18 protein-coding genes and 1 tRNA gene are annotated in these 15,182 nt (G+C 66.7%); 9 read left to right on the forward strand and 10 right to left on the reverse strand.

What is annotated here, in order from left to right; genetic code table 11:
* Positions 1-159: 159 nt before the first annotated feature.
* The 4 genes from ACZK0Z_RS17620 to ACZK0Z_RS17635 all read left to right on the forward strand — a co-directional run bounded on the left by ACZK0Z_RS17620 (position 160) and on the right by ACZK0Z_RS17635 (position 4,067).
* Positions 160-543, forward strand: a complete 384-nt coding sequence (locus ACZK0Z_RS17620) for a CopL family metal-binding regulatory protein (RefSeq protein ID WP_197633798.1) — start codon at positions 160-162, stop codon at positions 541-543.
* A 75-nt stretch (positions 544-618) separates the two neighbouring features.
* On the forward strand, positions 619-2,427 hold the full coding sequence (locus ACZK0Z_RS17625) for a copper resistance system multicopper oxidase (protein WP_197633797.1): 1,809 nt from the start codon (positions 619-621) through the stop codon (positions 2,425-2,427).
* On the forward strand, positions 2,424-3,473 hold the full coding sequence (locus tag ACZK0Z_RS17630) for a copper resistance protein B (RefSeq protein WP_197633796.1): 1,050 nt from the start codon (positions 2,424-2,426) through the stop codon (positions 3,471-3,473). Before ACZK0Z_RS17625 ends, ACZK0Z_RS17630 begins: the two co-directional genes overlap by 4 nt.
* Positions 3,474-3,554: 81 nt before the next feature.
* The gene (locus ACZK0Z_RS17635) at positions 3,555-4,067 is read left to right on the forward strand and encodes a GNAT family N-acetyltransferase (RefSeq protein ID WP_197633795.1); all 513 of its coding nucleotides are present in this window, start codon (positions 3,555-3,557) and stop codon (positions 4,065-4,067) included.
* Between the two features lie 88 nt (positions 4,068-4,155).
* On the opposite strand, the gene ACZK0Z_RS17640 is transcribed toward ACZK0Z_RS17635, so the two are convergent.
* On the reverse strand, positions 4,156-4,485 hold the full coding sequence (locus ACZK0Z_RS17640) for a zf-TFIIB domain-containing protein (RefSeq protein ID WP_197633019.1): 330 nt from the start codon (positions 4,483-4,485) through the stop codon (positions 4,156-4,158).
* Positions 4,486-4,635: 150 nt separating this feature from the next.
* Here ACZK0Z_RS17640 and ACZK0Z_RS17645 point away from each other — a divergent pair, with 150 nt between their 5' ends.
* Together ACZK0Z_RS17645 and ACZK0Z_RS17650 are read left to right on the forward strand one after the other, a co-directional pair.
* On the forward strand, positions 4,636-5,403 hold the full coding sequence (locus tag ACZK0Z_RS17645; RefSeq protein ID WP_197633021.1) for a CPBP family glutamic-type intramembrane protease: 768 nt from the start codon (positions 4,636-4,638) through the stop codon (positions 5,401-5,403).
* A 92-nt stretch (positions 5,404-5,495) separates the two neighbouring features.
* Complete coding sequence (locus ACZK0Z_RS17650; protein ID WP_049428703.1) at positions 5,496-5,918, forward strand: response regulator; 423 nt, start codon at positions 5,496-5,498, stop codon at positions 5,916-5,918.
* 15 nt (positions 5,919-5,933) lie between these two features.
* Here the strand turns inward: ACZK0Z_RS17650 and ACZK0Z_RS17655 are convergent, their stop codons facing one another.
* The 3 genes from ACZK0Z_RS17655 to ACZK0Z_RS17665 all read right to left on the reverse strand — a co-directional run bounded on the left by ACZK0Z_RS17655 (position 5,934) and on the right by ACZK0Z_RS17665 (position 8,300).
* Entirely contained in the window at positions 5,934-6,872 is a 939-nt protein-coding gene (locus ACZK0Z_RS17655; protein WP_197633023.1) for an alpha/beta hydrolase-fold protein, read from the reverse strand.
* Between the two features lie 86 nt (positions 6,873-6,958).
* Positions 6,959-7,810, reverse strand: coding sequence for an alpha/beta hydrolase-fold protein (locus ACZK0Z_RS17660; protein ID WP_197633025.1), 852 nt, complete (start codon positions 7,808-7,810; stop codon positions 6,959-6,961).
* Between the two features lie 193 nt (positions 7,811-8,003).
* Positions 8,004-8,300: a hypothetical protein gene (locus tag ACZK0Z_RS17665; RefSeq protein ID WP_152906565.1), complete on the reverse strand. Its 297-nt coding sequence runs from the start codon at positions 8,298-8,300 to the stop codon at positions 8,004-8,006.
* A 266-nt stretch (positions 8,301-8,566) separates the two neighbouring features.
* Between ACZK0Z_RS17665 and ACZK0Z_RS17670 the strand changes: the two genes are divergently transcribed.
* Together ACZK0Z_RS17670 and ACZK0Z_RS17675 are read left to right on the forward strand one after the other, a co-directional pair.
* The gene (locus tag ACZK0Z_RS17670) at positions 8,567-8,923 is read left to right on the forward strand and encodes a hypothetical protein (RefSeq protein ID WP_049428708.1); all 357 of its coding nucleotides are present in this window, start codon (positions 8,567-8,569) and stop codon (positions 8,921-8,923) included.
* 83 nt (positions 8,924-9,006) lie between these two features.
* Positions 9,007-9,324: a hypothetical protein gene (locus ACZK0Z_RS17675; protein WP_049428710.1), complete on the forward strand. Its 318-nt coding sequence runs from the start codon at positions 9,007-9,009 to the stop codon at positions 9,322-9,324.
* 71 nt (positions 9,325-9,395) lie between these two features.
* On the opposite strand, the gene ACZK0Z_RS17680 is transcribed toward ACZK0Z_RS17675, so the two are convergent.
* Positions 9,396-9,471 (reverse strand) — tRNA-Lys (locus ACZK0Z_RS17680).
* Positions 9,472-9,649: 178 nt separating this feature from the next.
* Between ACZK0Z_RS17680 and ACZK0Z_RS17685 the strand changes: the two genes are divergently transcribed.
* Positions 9,650-10,648: a DUF2268 domain-containing putative Zn-dependent protease gene (locus tag ACZK0Z_RS17685; protein WP_049428711.1), complete on the forward strand. Its 999-nt coding sequence runs from the start codon at positions 9,650-9,652 to the stop codon at positions 10,646-10,648.
* A gap of 64 nt (positions 10,649-10,712) precedes the next feature.
* Here ACZK0Z_RS17685 and queC read toward each other — a convergent pair whose 3' ends face one another.
* From queC to tolB, 5 genes are all read right to left on the reverse strand, one after another.
* Entirely contained in the window at positions 10,713-11,378 is a 666-nt protein-coding gene (gene queC, locus ACZK0Z_RS17690) for a 7-cyano-7-deazaguanine synthase QueC (protein WP_043400548.1), read from the reverse strand.
* 78 nt (positions 11,379-11,456) lie between these two features.
* Positions 11,457-12,158 (reverse strand): 7-carboxy-7-deazaguanine synthase QueE, encoded by a 702-nt coding sequence (queE, locus tag ACZK0Z_RS17695; RefSeq protein WP_100443661.1) that lies wholly within the window; start codon positions 12,156-12,158, stop codon positions 11,457-11,459.
* 206 nt (positions 12,159-12,364) lie between these two features.
* Entirely contained in the window at positions 12,365-13,183 is an 819-nt protein-coding gene (gene ybgF / locus ACZK0Z_RS17700; RefSeq protein ID WP_033832980.1) for a tol-pal system protein YbgF, read from the reverse strand.
* 3 nt (positions 13,184-13,186) lie between these two features.
* Complete coding sequence (gene pal, locus ACZK0Z_RS17705; protein WP_005410748.1) at positions 13,187-13,705, reverse strand: peptidoglycan-associated lipoprotein Pal; 519 nt, start codon at positions 13,703-13,705, stop codon at positions 13,187-13,189.
* 64 nt (positions 13,706-13,769) lie between these two features.
* Positions 13,770-15,089, reverse strand: coding sequence for a Tol-Pal system beta propeller repeat protein TolB (gene tolB, locus ACZK0Z_RS17710; RefSeq protein ID WP_032128528.1), 1,320 nt, complete (start codon positions 15,087-15,089; stop codon positions 13,770-13,772).
* Positions 15,090-15,182 lie beyond the last annotated feature (93 nt).

The raw sequence follows: 15,182 nt of genomic DNA on the forward strand, positions 1-15,182 counted from the left end.
CCGTACGCTGATGCCCCTGTAGAGCCGAGCCCACGCTCGGCTGCCGTTCGTGCAGACGCAGCCGAGCGTGGGCTCGGCTCTACACTGGAGCAGGTCCAACCTTGAACCAGCCATTCAGCCGGAAGTGCATCCACGCCCGCTTGCAGCTAGATTAGCGCCATGTCCCTCGCCTCGACCCTTCTCCGTGTCGTGCTCATGCTCAGCCTGTTGCTCAACGGGCTGAACGCGGCCATGGCCAGCGGTCATGAGGAAATGGGGCGGATGGCCCATGCCGTGGCCGCCACGGTTGAGGGCGGCGATGCCGACTGCCACCACCACGCCGCCATGCAGGCCGACGAGACCCCGCAGGCCAAGGCTCCCGCCCACGACGCCCACTGCCAGATCAAGGACTGCGTGCGCAGCTGCGCCCAGCACCCGTTGCTGGTGGTGCAGCCGCTGCCGTACCTGGCCGCTCCCGGCCTGTCGCTGGCACCGCAGCCGATGCCGGCCAATGGCCGCCCGGCGCCGCCGCTGCCGCCGATCTCACGCCCTCCCATCGGCTGATTCCCCACGAACCGTGCGCCCTGCGCACCGGAGCCGGCCGCCTGCCGGCGTCTTTCCGTGTCTGGAGTCTCCACCATGAATACCCGCAATCCCCCCGGTCCGGGCGCCGTGCCCATGCCGTCGCGACGCCTGTTCGTACAGGGTCTTGCCGCCGGTGGCGTGGTCGCCGGCATCGCTGCCGTCGGCGTGCCGCAGCGCGCGCTTGCCGCGGCCACTGCCACCCCACGCCTGGCCGGTGCCCCGGCCGTGCTCAGCGATACCCGCATCGAACTGGCCATTGGCGAATCGCTGGCCAATTTCACCGGCCGTACCCGCCCGGCGATCACCGTCAACGGTTCGCTGCCCGCGCCGATCCTGCGCTGGCGCGAAGGCCAGACGGTGGATCTGTTCGTACGCAACACGCTGGAACGCCACCCGACCTCGATCCACTGGCACGGCATCCTGCTGCCAGCCAACATGGATGGCGTGCCCGGGCTGAGCTTCAACGGCATCGGCCCCGGCGAGACCTACCACTACCACTTCGACCTCAAGCAGTCGGGCACCTACTGGTACCACAGCCACTCGATGTTCCAGGAGCAGGCCGGCCTGTACGGTGCACTGATCATCGACCCGGCCGAACCGGCGCCGTACCACCACGACCGCGAGCACGTGATCATGCTGTCGGACTGGACCGACATGGACCCGGGCGCGTTGTTCCGGCGCATGAAGAAGCTCGCCGAGCACGACAACTACTACAAGCGCACCCTGCCCGACTTCCTGCGTGACGTGAAGCGCGACGGCTGGTCGGCGGCGCTGTCGGACCGTGGCATGTGGGGCCGGATGCGAATGACGCCGACCGATATCTCCGACATCAACGCCCACACCTACACCTATCTGATGAACGGCACCGCCCCGGCCGGCAACTGGACCGGGCTGTTCCGCAGCGGCGAGAAGGTGCTGCTGCGCTTCATCAATGGCGGGTCGATGACCTATTTCGACGTGCGCATCCCCGGTTTGAAGATGACCGTGGTCGCCGCCGACGGCCAGTACATCCACCCGGTCAGCATCGACGAATTCCGCATCGCTCCCGCCGAAACCTACGACGTGCTGGTCGAACCCACCGGCCAGGACGCCTTCACGATCTTCTGCCAGGACATGGGCCGCACCGGCTACGCCGCCGGCACGCTGGCGGTTCGCCATGGCCTGCAGGCACCGATTCCCGCACGCGACCCACGCCCGTTGCTGACGATGAGCGACATGGGGCACGACATGGGCAGTGGTGGGCACGGTGGCCACGACATGGCCGCGATGAAGGGCATGGAAGGCGGCTGCGGTGCCAGCATGGGCCACGGCGCGCACGGCGGCGATACCGCCAGCAAGGCACCGAAGCATCCGGCCAGCGAACGCAACAACCCGCTGGTGGACATGCAGAGTTCGGCCACCGAACCGAAGCTGGACGACCCCGGCATCGGCCTGCGCGACAACGGCCGCCAGGTGCTGACCTACGGCGCGATGCGCAGCCTGTTCGAGGATCCTGATGGCCGCGAGCCGAGCCGCGAGATCGAGCTGCACCTGACCGGTCACATGGAGAAATTCTCCTGGTCGTTCGACGGCATCCCGTTCGCCAGCGCCGAACCGCTACGGCTGAACTACGGCGAGCGCATGCGCATCGTGCTGGTCAACGACACCATGATGCAGCACCCGATCCACCTGCACGGCGTGTGGAGCGATCTGGAAAACGCGCAGGGCCAATTCCAGGTCCGCAAGCACACCATCGACATGCCACCGGGCACCCGCCGCAGCTACCGCGTGCGCGCCGATGCACTTGGCCGCTGGGCCTACCACTGCCATCTGCTGTACCACATGGAAGCGGGCATGATGCGCGAAGTGAGGATCGAAGAATGAGCCGCTCACTGCTTTCCCCCAGCCTGCTGGCGCTGGGCCTGGCCACCGCACTGCCGGTGTTCGCGCAATCGCACGCCGGCCATGACATGGGCGCGATGAACGTGCCTGCGAAGGCCGCGAAGACCGCGAAGACCCCGGCCGAACCGGTCGATCATTCAACGATGGATCATTCGAAGATGGACATGGACGCGGCAGATCACGCCGGCATGGACCACTCAACGATGGACCACTCGAAGATGGACCATGGCGCGATGCAGCCGGCGACGATGGGCCATTCCAAGATGGATCACTCCAGCATGGATCACGCGGCGATGGGCCACGGCACGCCTGCACCGACCGAACCGCGCGAACCGATCCCGGTCCCGACCGATGCCGACCGCGCCGCCGCGTTCCCGCCGATCGCGCACGGCGCGATGGAACACGCGCCGGAGATCAACAGCCTGCTGCTGATCGACCGCCTCGAACATTGGGACGGCAAGAGCAGCAACGGCCAGGCCTGGGAGGCTACCGGCTGGATCGGCGGCAACATCAACCGCCTGTGGCTGCGCACCGACGGCGAACGCAGCCGTGGCCGCACCGAGTCTTCATCGCTGGAGGCCCTGTACGGCCGTAGCGTGTCGCCGTGGTGGGACGTGCTGGTCGGCGTGCGCCAGGACTTCCGCCCCGCCGACTCGCGCACCTGGGCGGCCCTTGGCATCCAGGGCCTGGCGCCGTACAAATTCGAGAGCTCGGCCACGCTGTACATGGGCTCCGGTGGCCAGGTGCTGGCCAAGGCCGAAGTCGAGTACGACGTGCTGCTGACCAACCGGCTGATCCTGCAGCCGCTGCTGGAAGCCACGGTGGCGGCCAAGGACGAGCCGGAGTACGGCATCGGCCGCGGCCTGAACAAGGTCGAAGCCGGGCTGCGCCTGCGCTATGAGTTCAGCCGCCGCTTCGCGCCGTACATCGGCATCAGCCACGAACGCAGCTTCGGCGACACCGCCGACTATGCCGGCGACCACGCACGCGATACGCGCTGGGTGGCCGGCGTCCGCATGTGGTTCTGATCAGCGTATTGTGAGCAACCGCCAGCCCCGGCAGCCGCCGGGGCCGGCTACACTGCGCCACGTTCCAATGCAGGCTCCGCCATGTCGCTGCAGATCCGCCGCGCCACCCTCGCCGATGTCGACGCGCTGTCGGCCATCGCCATCACCACCTACAACGAAACCTGGGGCGACTCCTACCCGGCGCAGGAGCTGCAGGATTTCCTGCAGGCGCACTACAGCAGCGAACCGCAGCGCGCCGAACTGTCCGACCCGCGCAGTGCGATCTGGCTGCTGATGGACGGCGACGCCGTGGTCGGCTATCTGGCGGCCGGTGCCAACACCCTGCCACACGCCGAGGCGCGCGAGGGCGACATCGAACTGAAGCGTTTCTACATCCTGGCCGACCATCAGAACGGCGGCCACGGCGCGCGCCTGATGCAGGCGTTCATGGAGTGGCTGGACCAGCCGCAGCACCGCACCCTGTGGGTGGGCGTATGGGAAGAAAACTTCGGCGCGCAGCGCTTCTACGCGCGCTATGGCTGCAGCAAGGTTGGCGAGTACGAGTTCATCGTCGGCGACACCCACGATCGCGAGTTCATCCTGCGCCGCCCGTGATCATGCGGCCCCTGTAGCGTCGAGCCATGCTCGACTGCTTTGGCAACAGCCCGTCGAGCATGGCTCGACGCTACAGAAAGCGCAGCGGCTAGAAGTCGAACAGCTCCGACAGGAAACTGTCCTTCTTCTTTTTCTTGTAGCCGTGACCGTACTGCTGGCCACGGTTGTCCTCGTAGCGCTGGCCAAGATGGCGGGTATCGCGGTGCATCACCGGCGGCTGCGGAGGCGGCGCGGCAGCCGGCTGTGCCTGTACAGGTGCAGGCGGCGGCACCGCTGCACCGGCACCGGCGCGCTCGATGATCTTGTCCAGCTCGCCACGATCCAGCCACACGCCGCGGCAGCTCGGGCAGTAATCGATCTCGATGCCATGGCGCTCGGCCATCTGCAGGGTCTGGGTCTTGCACACGGGGCACAGCATCGGCATTGCTCCTGTCGGTCTGGCTTCGACTCTACCTGCACTGCGATGACTGTGCGGCAACGCATGACCGATGGCACAGGGACTTCCGGCGCGTGCCAGCGTCCCTCGCCACCTTCCACACTGCACGCTGGTTCCGCAGGGAGTGCGCGCATGACCATTCTTTCGCGCCTGCCCAACGCCGTGCGATGGGTGCTGGTGCTGCTCGGCGTCGGCGTTGGCCTGAATCTGCGCGATATCGCGGCTGCCGCAGGCACGCCAATTCCCGCCTTGCCCATTGCCTACGGCGGCAGCCTGCTCGACAACGCACTGGCCGCGCTCATGGCGCTGCTGCTGGCCGCGCTGCTGCGTCCGCGCGGGATGGGCCTGATGGCCAGCCTGGGGCTGCACGGCAACGGCTGGCGCGGCCCGTTGTGGGTGCTGCTGGCCAGCCTGGCGTGCTGGCTGGGCCTGGCGCTGCTGGGCACGCCCAACACCGCACTGACCGCACTGGATGCAATGATGCTCGCCGTGCTGTTCCCGCTGGCCGAGGAAGTGCTGTTCCGCGGCCTTGGCTTCGTGCTGCTGGTGAAGCTCATGCGCGGGCCATGGCCCCTGCTCGCGCTGCCGCAGGCGCTGCTGTTCGGCTGGGTGCACTGGCTGGGCTTCGGCGGCTTCGACGGCGGCGGCACCGCTCTGTTCGTCGGCGCGGTCATCGCACTGGGCGGCTTCATCTTCGCCTGGCTCGACCATCTGGATGGCGACACCCTGTGGTGCGGCCTGGTGCTGCACGTGTCGATGAACCTGGCCTGGAATGTGTTCAGCCTCGATGACACCGTCGCGCTCGGCTGGCAGGCCACCAGCCTGCGCATAGGCACCGCGCTGCTGGCGGTAGCGGTACTGGCCTGGCAGGTACGCCAGCGGCGCCAGCGCCCGCTGTAACGCCCACTTAGCCTGGCGTGCACGCCGGGATCACCCCCGGCTTGCGCATACTTGCGCGCCTTTTCATTGCTGCTTTCCGGAGCTGTAGCGTCATGTTGCTGTCCAAGCGCCACGTTGAACCCCGCGTCCTGCTGATCGAGGACGCCGAGGAAACCCGCGAGCTGAGCCGTCTTGCGCTGGAAAGCCAGGCCTGCCACGTGGTGGGCGTGAGCTCTGCCGAAGCGGCATTGGGCCTTCTGGCCGCTGGTGAGCGTTTTGACCTGCTGTTCACCGACGTCAACCTGGGTGCGATCAGCGGTATTGAAGCTGCCAACCAGGTGCGCGGGCTATATCCGCAACTGCCGATCCTGGTGACCTCGGGCATGGACCAGCATCAGGTGCTGCCGCAGCTGCGCGATGGCATCCATTTCCTGCCCAAACCGTACAACATGAGCGAGCTGCTCGACGCCATCCGGCTGTGCTTCCGGCACGCCGATGTGGGCGTGTTGACCCGGCCGGATGCACAGGCGGCGTGAGGCGTTCATCCACCATCAACCGCTGCTGTACGGTCCGGTACCCGGGAACACCTTCAGCAGCGCGCGGGTGATCATGTCCGGGTAGACCGTGAAGTGGTCCTCGTCATCGATCACCATGTTCTCCACCTTCAATGATCGCCCGCTGTTGCGCAGCTGCTCGGCGAATTCGGCGTTGTGGCGCAGCATGTCGTTGCGGGTGAAGTAACGCGGTTCGGGCTTGACCGTTTCAAAGCTGCCCACCGACAGCACCACCGTGGTCGGCTGCGCCGGCGCCTTGGCTTCGGCCTGCATGCGCGGCACCCGATGGTCATCGAACCACAGCGACGGACTGGACAGGATGTAGGTGCGGAACATGTCCGGGCGCGTGGTCAGCACATAGGCGCCGAACAGGCCACCATAGGAATGACCCGCATAGGCGCGCCGCGCCGGATCAGTGCGGTAGCGCGCATCGATCATCGGCAGCACCTGCTCAGCGAGGAAATCGCGGTAGTGCGCCGCGCCGCCGTAGCTGACGTCATCGCTGTAGTCACGCGGATCGGTACGCGCCGGGTCGCTGGGCGTGTAATCGCGCGAGCGGCTCTGCTTGGACGTCAGGCCTTCCTGCGGCGGCAGCCCGACCAGGATGAAATCCTCCAGGTTGACGCCCTTCTGCCCCACCAGGTTGCGCACGCTGCGTACCAGCGGGAAGCTGTACAGCGCGTCGGTCACGTACAGCACCGGATAGTGCTTTTCCGGATGTGCGGCGTAGTCGGCCGGCAGTGCCACCCAGACCGGATAATCGCGGCCGACCGGATCGTGCACACGCAGCGCCTCGGTATCCGGCAATACCACGCCCGACACAGCGGCGGCCGGGCTCTCCTCCGCTTCACTCTGCGTTGCCGGTGGCGCCACCGACATCGCACAGCCACTGACGGCCAGGCAGGCCGCCACACTCCATCCACGCACACGCTGCATCCACACGCTCCCGTTACGGGCGGCGCACCGGATGGCGCCGCTGCCGCATCCTCACATGGCATGCGGCTGCACGCCAATCCTTCGGTTTACGGCGAGGCCGGCGGCGGCGGCGGGAACAGCGTGCGCAGCGCCTGCAATGCGGCCGGGTGATAGATCGTGGCGTGGGTTTCCTCCGGCAGCGGCAGGTACTTCACCAGCGGCGATGGCGACGCCTGTTGCAGCACGGCCGCCAGCTGCGCGGCAGAAGCAGCCAGCTGAGGCTGCCCGCTGCTGGCCAGGAACACGCGCGGCTGCGCACGCGTCACCGCCGGCAGTTGCTTGGCCGCAGCGCCGAGCATCGTGCCCCGGTTCCACCACAGGCTCGGGTCCAGCGCGATGTAGCTGTTGAACAGCGTCGGCTCCTGCAGCAGCGTTTCCACCACGAACAGGCCGGCCAGCGACTCGCCGATCAACGCACGCTCGTCGGTGGTCGGGTAACGCTGGCGCACCTGCGGCATCAGTTCATCGCGCAGGAACGCGCGGTAGGCCGCCGAACCGCCGATGCGCGGCGCGATCTTCTGGTCCTGCGGGTCCTTGCTGGGGCCGGTCATGTCGCGGCGGCGCTCGGTGTTCTCGATGCCGACCAGCAGGAACGGGCGCATGCTGCCATTACCACTCAGCACCTGCACCAGCCCGGCCACATGCAGGAAGTCCTCGCCGATGCCGCCGTCGGGCATGTAGAGCACCGGCAATGGCGTTTTCGGGTCCAGGCCCCACGGCTGCGGGCGGTAGACGTTGATGCGGCGGGTCTCGCCCAGCGCCTTCGACTGCACGGTGAAGGTCTCGCCGATGACCAGCGGCGTGGCCGGCGTTGTCTGCGCGGACGGCGCCGGTTCGGCGGCCATCAACGGCGCGACGGAGACGGCGGACAACAACAGCGACAGCACGATGAGGCGCATGGGGAAAACCCATCCTGGGAAAGAGACCGAGGATACCGCCCTGCCGCAGGCATTGGCGGCTTCGGCACGCTCACCACCCCTGCCAGATGCGTAGATCCACGCCAAGCGTGGATGGACCACTGTAGAGCCGAGCCCACGCTCGGCTAGGCCTTGGTGCAAACCGCAGCCGAGCATGGCTCGGCTCTACAACACCTCACCCAGGCGCGGACGCCAACACCTCGTTCGTCGCAAATGCACCGATATTTGAGGACATGACTCGCGGGTCGTGCCACCACTTCAGGCGATAATCACGCCAACTATCCACGTGATACATCACGGCATTGTCGCCGCCGCCAGCAGATTTCGACATTTTCCAACGCGATTGACTGAGCACTAGAACGAACACGTCGCGTGCTGTCGCTTGCTGCATCAGATGTGTCTGCGCCACCATCGCCGCGCGCCTGGGTACTGCATTTCTCTTCGGAGAATCCTCATTGAAATCCAAGCGCATGCGTAAACACCATGCTGCGCCACCGACAACGGGTGGCACCGGGCCTGCAAGCCCGTGATGACTGTAAGCATGTTGTTTGCGCTCACCCGCCGACACTGTCTCTGGACCGTGCCGGCGGGTGATCCGTCGGCCTTCATGGCGGGCGGTGCGTGGGGGTTTTCGGACCCGCCGGTTAACTGCTTACTGTCATCCCGGCTTGCAGCCACGCATCGCCCGCCACCCGCCCTGCGCGGTGGCATTCCCACCCCAGCGCCGAGGAAGCCGACATGACCCAGCGTCCGCCCTATGCTTCAGATGCCGCCAGCGTCAACGATGACGACGACAACCCTTCGCCCGAACTGAGCACCTTCCTGGGCTGCCTCAGACGCATCCGCGCGGGCGAAGGCGCCGATGGCTTGCCCTGGCCTGAAACCAGCCTTTCCGCAGGGCGCGGGGTTGCCCTGTCGCGGGTGGAACGGGCCGCCATCGGCATGCTGACCGTGGCGGAAATGCTGCACGCAGCCGACCGTTGTCGGTCGATGGCAACACCGGAACGCCATCTGGATGAGGGCGTGGTCGAGGGGCTGTTCTTTGGCTGCCGCAGCCTGGCCGAGCTGGTGTGCCGGGATGTGCGGCCGGAGTAGCCTCACCCTGCACCGCAAACCGGGCCATACTGGGGCCGGACCGGCCGGTACCGGGTCCCATCGAAACCTACAAGGAGGTTTGTATGTTGAATGTTGTGATCGTTGCCGCGCTGGCTGCTGGCCCCGCTGCGTCCGTACCGTATGCCGATTGCCTGCTGGGCAATATCCAGCCCGGACTGTCCGATCATGCAGTGCAACTGGTACAGCAGGCGTGTGCCGCAAAGCATCCAGACAGTTTCCTTGCCTCGCTGGAACTGGAACGCACCTACAGCGCCCAGCGGCAGGCGCGGTTCGATGCGGATCGTGCCGCGGCGGAGCGGGCCGCCAACGCCGCAGCCTCTGCCGCACAGGCAGCGGCGGAGCGCGAGACGGCGCGAGCGCAGGGTGCCAAGGCCAAGTAGGAGTTGGCACAAGCAACAAAAAAGGCACCGCTTGGCGGTGCCTTTTTGAATGACCTGGATCATTGATGCAATGGTGGGCCGTGTAGGATTCGAACCTACGACCAAAAGATTAAAAGTCTTCTGCTCTACCGACTGAGCTAACGGCCCATTGCACTGCCCCAGCCTTTCGGCGGGGTGGGCATTCTACCCTACTTTGGCCGATCGCGTGAAACCCCGGTGTGTCGAGGTTGCCGGCCAGCGGCCGGCTCTACCTCGATCTGGGCCGCGGGCTTAAACCTTCCGGGCCAACGTCGCATCTCAGCTGTGATCCATCGCGGAACTCCGGATGCGCCTGCCCTTCAGCCTCATTGCCGCCCTGCTGCTGCCCTGCGCGGCCCTGGCCGCCCCGTCCCAGGTGGTCACCGACGACATTGCCCGCTTCTGGGCCACCTACGATGCGGTGCGCGCCGAACCCGACGCCGAGCGCCAGGTGGCGCTGGTCCAGCAGCGCTACATCGATCCGGGCAGCCCGGGACTGCATGCGCTGATGCAGGTGCGCAACTACACCGCCCGCGAATACGCCGAGGCCATGAACGCGTGGCCGCGCTTCTGGACATCGGTGCGGCCGCTCACCGCCAACGCACAGCAGGCCAGTGCCTCGCTGGAGCGCGATCTGGCTGCGTTCCGTGCGCTCTACCCTGCCCTGCGCCCGGCCACCATCACCTATGCGGTGGGCGTGCTGCGCACCGGTGGCACCACGCTGGGCGACAAGGTGCTGCTTGGAGCGGAGATGGCGCTGGGCGATGAGCGCGTGGACGTGAGCGAGCTTCCGGAGAAGATGCGCGACCGCCTGCGGATCTTCTACGACAGCCGGCCGGGCGCGAACAACGCGCAGAACAACCTGCACGAGTACGTGCACACGCAGCAGCGTGAGACCACCGGCAGCCTGGCCCAGTACGCGGTGCGCGAGGGTGTGGCCGAGTATGTAGCAGAGCGGTTGAGTGGGCGTCGGCCGGCGTTGCCGCTGTACAGCTACGGGCCCGCGCATGAGGCGGACATCCGCACGCGTTTCATTGCCGAGATGGACGGCGGTAACCTCGACAACTGGCTCTACAACAGCGCCCGCAATCCGTTCGGGGTGAGTGATCTGGGGTACTACGCCGGGTATCGCATCGCACAGGAGTACATGCGGCGGCAGAAGGATGAGAAGGCTGGGATCGCGCGGATGATCGAGTTGGACTATGCCGATCCGAAGTCGGTGCGGGCCTTCATCGAGGCGTCGGGGTGGTTGCCTGATGAGGCTGCCGGCCAGCGGCCGGCACTACCAGACTCCAGCCGCCGGTAGCGCCGGGACAGAGAGTGCGACCCAACGGTTCGCACCCACCATCGGGGGCATCAGCCCCATCACCTCAGGCGTACAACGTGGGGTCCGGCACGCCGGCTTCGGTGAAGCCCTGCGCGCGCAGGCGGCAGGCGTCGCAGTGGCCGCAGGCGGCGCCGTTGGCGTCGGCGTTGTAGCAGGACACGGTCAGGCCGAAGTCCACGCCCAGGCGCACGCCTTCGCTGACGATCTGGCCCTTGCTGAGGAACTGCAGCGGGGCATGCACCTTGATGCCCGCGCCTTCCACGCCCGACTTGGTGGCCAGGTTGGCCAGCGCCTGGAACGCGGCCACGAACTCGGGGCGGCAGTCCGGGTAGCCGGAGTAGTCCACGGCGTTGACGCCGCAGAAGATGTCATTGGCACCGAGCACTTCGGCCCAGCCCAGGGCCAGCGACAGCATGATGGTGTTGCGCGCCGGCACGTAGGTGACCGGGATGCCGGCACCGCCGGCTTCGGGCACGTCGATGTCGTCGGTGAGTGCCGAGCCACCGATGCTGCGCAGGTCCACGTCCACGGTCTTGTGCGCGACCACGCCCTGGGCCTTGGCCACGCGGGCGGCGGCGTCCAGTTCGGAGGTGTGGCGCTGGCCATAGCGCACGCTCAGGGCATGCACGGCGAAGCCCTGTTCCTGGGCCATGGCGATGACGGCGGCTGAATCCATGCCGCCGGAGAGAAGCACGACTGCCTTCTTCATGGGTAAAACATCCGGTTGGGAGGGGAAAGCCAGCACGCTGTCCCGCGCCGGAGTTACATCAGGGAACGTTGCCTGGCCTCATCGGCCCGGCTCGTCGTTCCACAGGATTTTATGCAACTGCATCTGGAAGCGCACCGGCAGGCGGTCTTCGACGATCCAGTCGGCCAGCTGGCGCGCGGTGATCTCGCCCTTGCTGGGCGAGAAGAACACGGTGCAGCGCTTGACCAGATCGTGCTCGGCCAGCAGGGCCTTGGCCCAGTCGTAGTCTTCGCGGCTGCAGATGACGAACTTGATCTGGTCGCGGGCGGTCAGCAGCGGCAGGTTTTCCCAGCGGTTGCGCGCCACTTCGGCCGAACCCGGGGTCTTGATGTCGACTACGCGCGATACGCGCGGGTCCACCGCGCTGACATCCAGCGCGCCGGAGGTTTCCAGCGAGACGTCCATGCCGGCGTCGCACAGCTTCTGCAGCAACACCAGGCAGCGCTTCTGCGCCAGCGGCTCGCCGCCGGTCACGCAGACGTGGCGCACGCCCTGGGCCATCACCTCGGCCACGATGTCGTCGATGTCCCACCAGGTGCCGCCGTGGAAGGCGTAGGCGGTGTCGCAGTACTGGCAGCGCAGCGGGCAGCCGGTCAGGCGCACGAACACGGTCGGCCAGCCGGCGGTATCGGCTTCGCCCTGCAGCGAGGTGAAGATCTCGGTGATCTTCAGGCGCGGCAGCGGCGACTGCACGATGTCGCTGGGGGTGGCGACGGCGTTGGACGGGGTAACGGCGGTCATGGCGGGCACTTCTTGGTGGGACACGTGGCGGGTGGGCTACCGTGGCCGGTAACGAAAGCAGCCGAGCATGGCTCGGCTCTACAACTGCAACCGGACGGGCATGGCCCGGCGCTACCGGATCCGGGCGGGTTTGCCGATCCGGAAACGAAAGCAGCCGAGCATGGGCTCGGCTCTACAGGGCATCTATTGTACGCCCGGTCAGCGGATCAGCGGATCTGCTTGCCGAGGCGGATGGACTGCAGCCGGTCCTGGGCGGTGCGCGCGGCGTCCGAGCCCGGGTACTGCGCCACGACGGTCTCCAGCGTCTGCTGGGCCTGGTCGACCTTGCCCTCGCCATACTGCGAGAGGCCAACCTTGAGCAGGCCACCAGCGGCCTTGTCGTGGGTCGGATAGCGCGCGAGCAGTTCACGGAACTGGGTCTCGGCCATCGGGAAATTGCGGGTGGCGTAGTAGCTCTCGCCCAGCCAGTACAGCGCGTTCGGCGCGTAGACGCCGTTCGGGTACAGCTGCAGGAAGCTCAGGAACAGCTGCGCCGAATCATCGTACTTGCCGGCCTTCAGCGAATCGAAGGCGACGTTGTAGGAGGTGCGCTCGTCGCCGGTGGCGGCAAGGCTGCCGGCATCACCATGGACGGAAGGCGGCCGCTCGGAAGTGGCCGCCGCTGCGGGTTTTGCCGGGGCCGGTGCGGCCTTCGGCGCGCTCGCCGGAACGGGCGGCAGGGCCGGGGCGGCATTGCCCCCTTCCAACCGGTTCAGGCGGCTGTCCAGATCCAGGTACTGGTCCTGGGCGGACTGCTTGAGCTGGGCGTTGTCGTGCTGCAACTGCTCGATCGAGGCCTGCAGGCTGGTGACCTGCTGCCGCAGCTGGTTGATCTGGTTCAACAGGTCCTGGTTGGCACTGTTGTTGTACATCTGCTGCTCGAGCGCGCCGACACGGTCAGCCAGGCTTTGTCGCTGTGCATGCGCCGGTGCGGCAGCCACGAGGGCTGCCGCAACGACCAGCATCAGTTTGATGCCAATGCGCATGGATTACTGCGCGGTGTAGACGATTTCGACGCGACGGTTCTGCGACCAGCAGGACTCGTTCGACTCGGTGCAGACCGGACGCTCTTCACCGTAGGACACGACGGTCAGCTGCGAAGCCGAGCCACCGTTGGCCTGCAGGGCCGAGTTGACGCCGTTGCCACGACGCTCGCCCAGGGCCTGGTTGTACGCGCGCGAACCGCGCTCGTCGGTGTGACCCTGCAGGGTGATGCGCGAGGACGGACGGTCACGCAGGTACTTGGCGTGGCAAGCCATGATGGCCTGGAATTCCGGCTTCACGTCTTCCTTGTCCAGGTCGAAGTAGACAACGCGCTGGCGCAGGCAAGCGTCGGTGTCCAGGTCGCCCGGGCCGTACAGGCCCGAGGTCGACGGACCGGTCGGGGTGGTGGTCGAGGTGCCGGTGTCGACCGGGGCTGCCGGCTCTTCCTTCACCTTCTTCGAGCAACCGGCCAGGACGGCCACAGACAGCAGGGAAACAAGCAGAACGCGGGTGGACTTGTTCATGGCGATACCTTTGTGGCTCCTAGGCCGATGAGGGGTTCAAGACAACGAAAATATTAACACTCTTTTAGCGCTGGGTACGGTATGGGGACCATGCCGGTTCGCGCACATCACCATCGGCCAGGACCAGACGCTGGCGAACCCGCGCATCGGCCGAGACGGCATACAACACGCCACGCCCACCTTCGCGGGCGGCGTACAACACCATGCTTGCGTTGGGCGCAAAGCTCGGCGACTCATCCAGCGAACCCGGCGACAGCGTGCTCCAGCGCGGCGAACCCAGCGAGCTGTCCATCATCGCGATCTTGTAGCTGTTGCCCGAGCCCTGGGCGACGGCGATCTTCTTGCCGTCGTAGGACACCGAGGGCTTGGCATTGTAGTTGCCCTGGAAGGTCACGCGCTCGGCGCTGCCGCCGCCCGCACCCACCTTGTAGACCTGCGGACGGCCGCCGCGGTCGGAGGTGAAGTACACCGCGCTGCCATCCGGCGCCCAGGTCGGCTCGGTATCGATGGCGAAGTGGTTGGTCAGCTGGGTCAGCTGCTTGCTGCCCAGGTCCATCACGTAGATTTCCGGGTTGCCCGAACGCGACAGGGTCAGGGCCAGCTTGCGGCCGTCCGGCGAGAACGCCGGGGCGCTGTTGATGCCGCGGAAGCTGGTGACCAGCTCACGCGCGCCGGTGCCGATGTTCTGGATGTAGATGGCCGAATTGCCACGCTCGAAGCTGACGTAGGCCAGCTTGCTGCCATCCGGGCTCCACGACGGCGACAGCAGCGGCTCGGCCGAACGCACGATGGTCTGCGGGTTGTAGCCGTCGGAGTCGGCCACCATCAGCGCATAGCGCATGGCATCGCCCTTGCCGCTGGCGGTCACGTAGGCGATGCGGGTCCAGAAGGCGCCGCGCACACCGGTGATCTTTTCGTAGATGGCGTCGGCCATCTGGTGGGCAACGTCGCGCATGGCGTTGCCACGGGCGGTCATCGCCAGGCCCAGCAGGCGCTCCCCCTTGGGCACGTCGAACAGTTCGTACTCGACGCGGTAGGCGCCAGCCCCGGCGTCGAGCACGCGGCCGACCACGATGTAGTTCTGCTTCAGCGCGCGCCAGGTGGCGAACTGGATGTCGCCGCCGCGCACCGGCTTTTCGACGATCTGCGCTTCGGGCAGCGTACGGAACTGGCCCGAACGCTCCAGGTCGGCACGGACCACGCCAGCGACGTCGGTCTGCGGTGCAGCCGCCGAACCCTGATAGGGCATCGGCACGATGGTGATCGGCAGCGCGGAGGCATTGCCGCCGATGATGTCGATATCCAGCCCCTTCTGCTGCGCGACGGCAGCAAAGGGCAGCAACAGGGCCGCAAACACGGCAAGCCAGCGAGGCATCTTTTTCATGGAGCGCTCAATAGGGGGAAACCGGAACGAGGGATAACAAAGCGGAAGTGAACCGCTTCGCAATCATGAACCAAGGGTACGTGAATTCCGGGT

The sequence above is a fragment of the Stenotrophomonas sp. 116085_Sma genome, assembly GCF_056479585.1.

Coding starts and splice junctions, on each gene's coding strand:
- ACZK0Z_RS17640 (WP_197633019.1), bottom strand. CDS start 4,485: ATGCTGTGCCCCGTGTGCAAGACCCAGACCCTGCAGATGGCCGAGCGC.
- ACZK0Z_RS17665 (WP_152906565.1), bottom strand. CDS start 8,300: ATGCGCTTGGATTTCAATGAGGATTCTCCGAAGAGAAATGCAGTACCC.
- ACZK0Z_RS17645 (WP_197633021.1), top strand. CDS start 4,636: ATGACCATTCTTTCGCGCCTGCCCAACGCCGTGCGATGGGTGCTGGTG.
- queE (WP_100443661.1), bottom strand. CDS start 12,158: ATGACCGCCGTTACCCCGTCCAACGCCGTCGCCACCCCCAGCGACATC.
- ACZK0Z_RS17655 (WP_197633023.1), bottom strand. CDS start 6,872: ATGCAGCGTGTGCGTGGATGGAGTGTGGCGGCCTGCCTGGCCGTCAGT.
- ACZK0Z_RS17685 (WP_049428711.1), top strand. CDS start 9,650: ATGCGCCTGCCCTTCAGCCTCATTGCCGCCCTGCTGCTGCCCTGCGCG.
- ACZK0Z_RS17670 (WP_049428708.1), top strand. CDS start 8,567: ATGACCCAGCGTCCGCCCTATGCTTCAGATGCCGCCAGCGTCAACGAT.
- tolB (WP_032128528.1), bottom strand. CDS start 15,089: ATGAAAAAGATGCCTCGCTGGCTTGCCGTGTTTGCGGCCCTGTTGCTG.
- ACZK0Z_RS17625 (WP_197633797.1), top strand. CDS start 619: ATGAATACCCGCAATCCCCCCGGTCCGGGCGCCGTGCCCATGCCGTCG.
- ACZK0Z_RS17660 (WP_197633025.1), bottom strand. CDS start 7,810: ATGCGCCTCATCGTGCTGTCGCTGTTGTTGTCCGCCGTCTCCGTCGCG.
- ACZK0Z_RS17630 (WP_197633796.1), top strand. CDS start 2,424: ATGAGCCGCTCACTGCTTTCCCCCAGCCTGCTGGCGCTGGGCCTGGCC.
- pal (WP_005410748.1), bottom strand. CDS start 13,705: ATGAACAAGTCCACCCGCGTTCTGCTTGTTTCCCTGCTGTCTGTGGCC.
- queC (WP_043400548.1), bottom strand. CDS start 11,378: ATGAAGAAGGCAGTCGTGCTTCTCTCCGGCGGCATGGATTCAGCCGCC.
- ACZK0Z_RS17650 (WP_049428703.1), top strand. CDS start 5,496: ATGTTGCTGTCCAAGCGCCACGTTGAACCCCGCGTCCTGCTGATCGAG.
- ACZK0Z_RS17635 (WP_197633795.1), top strand. CDS start 3,555: ATGTCGCTGCAGATCCGCCGCGCCACCCTCGCCGATGTCGACGCGCTG.
- ACZK0Z_RS17675 (WP_049428710.1), top strand. CDS start 9,007: ATGTTGAATGTTGTGATCGTTGCCGCGCTGGCTGCTGGCCCCGCTGCG.
- ybgF (WP_033832980.1), bottom strand. CDS start 13,183: ATGCGCATTGGCATCAAACTGATGCTGGTCGTTGCGGCAGCCCTCGTG.
- ACZK0Z_RS17620 (WP_197633798.1), top strand. CDS start 160: ATGTCCCTCGCCTCGACCCTTCTCCGTGTCGTGCTCATGCTCAGCCTG.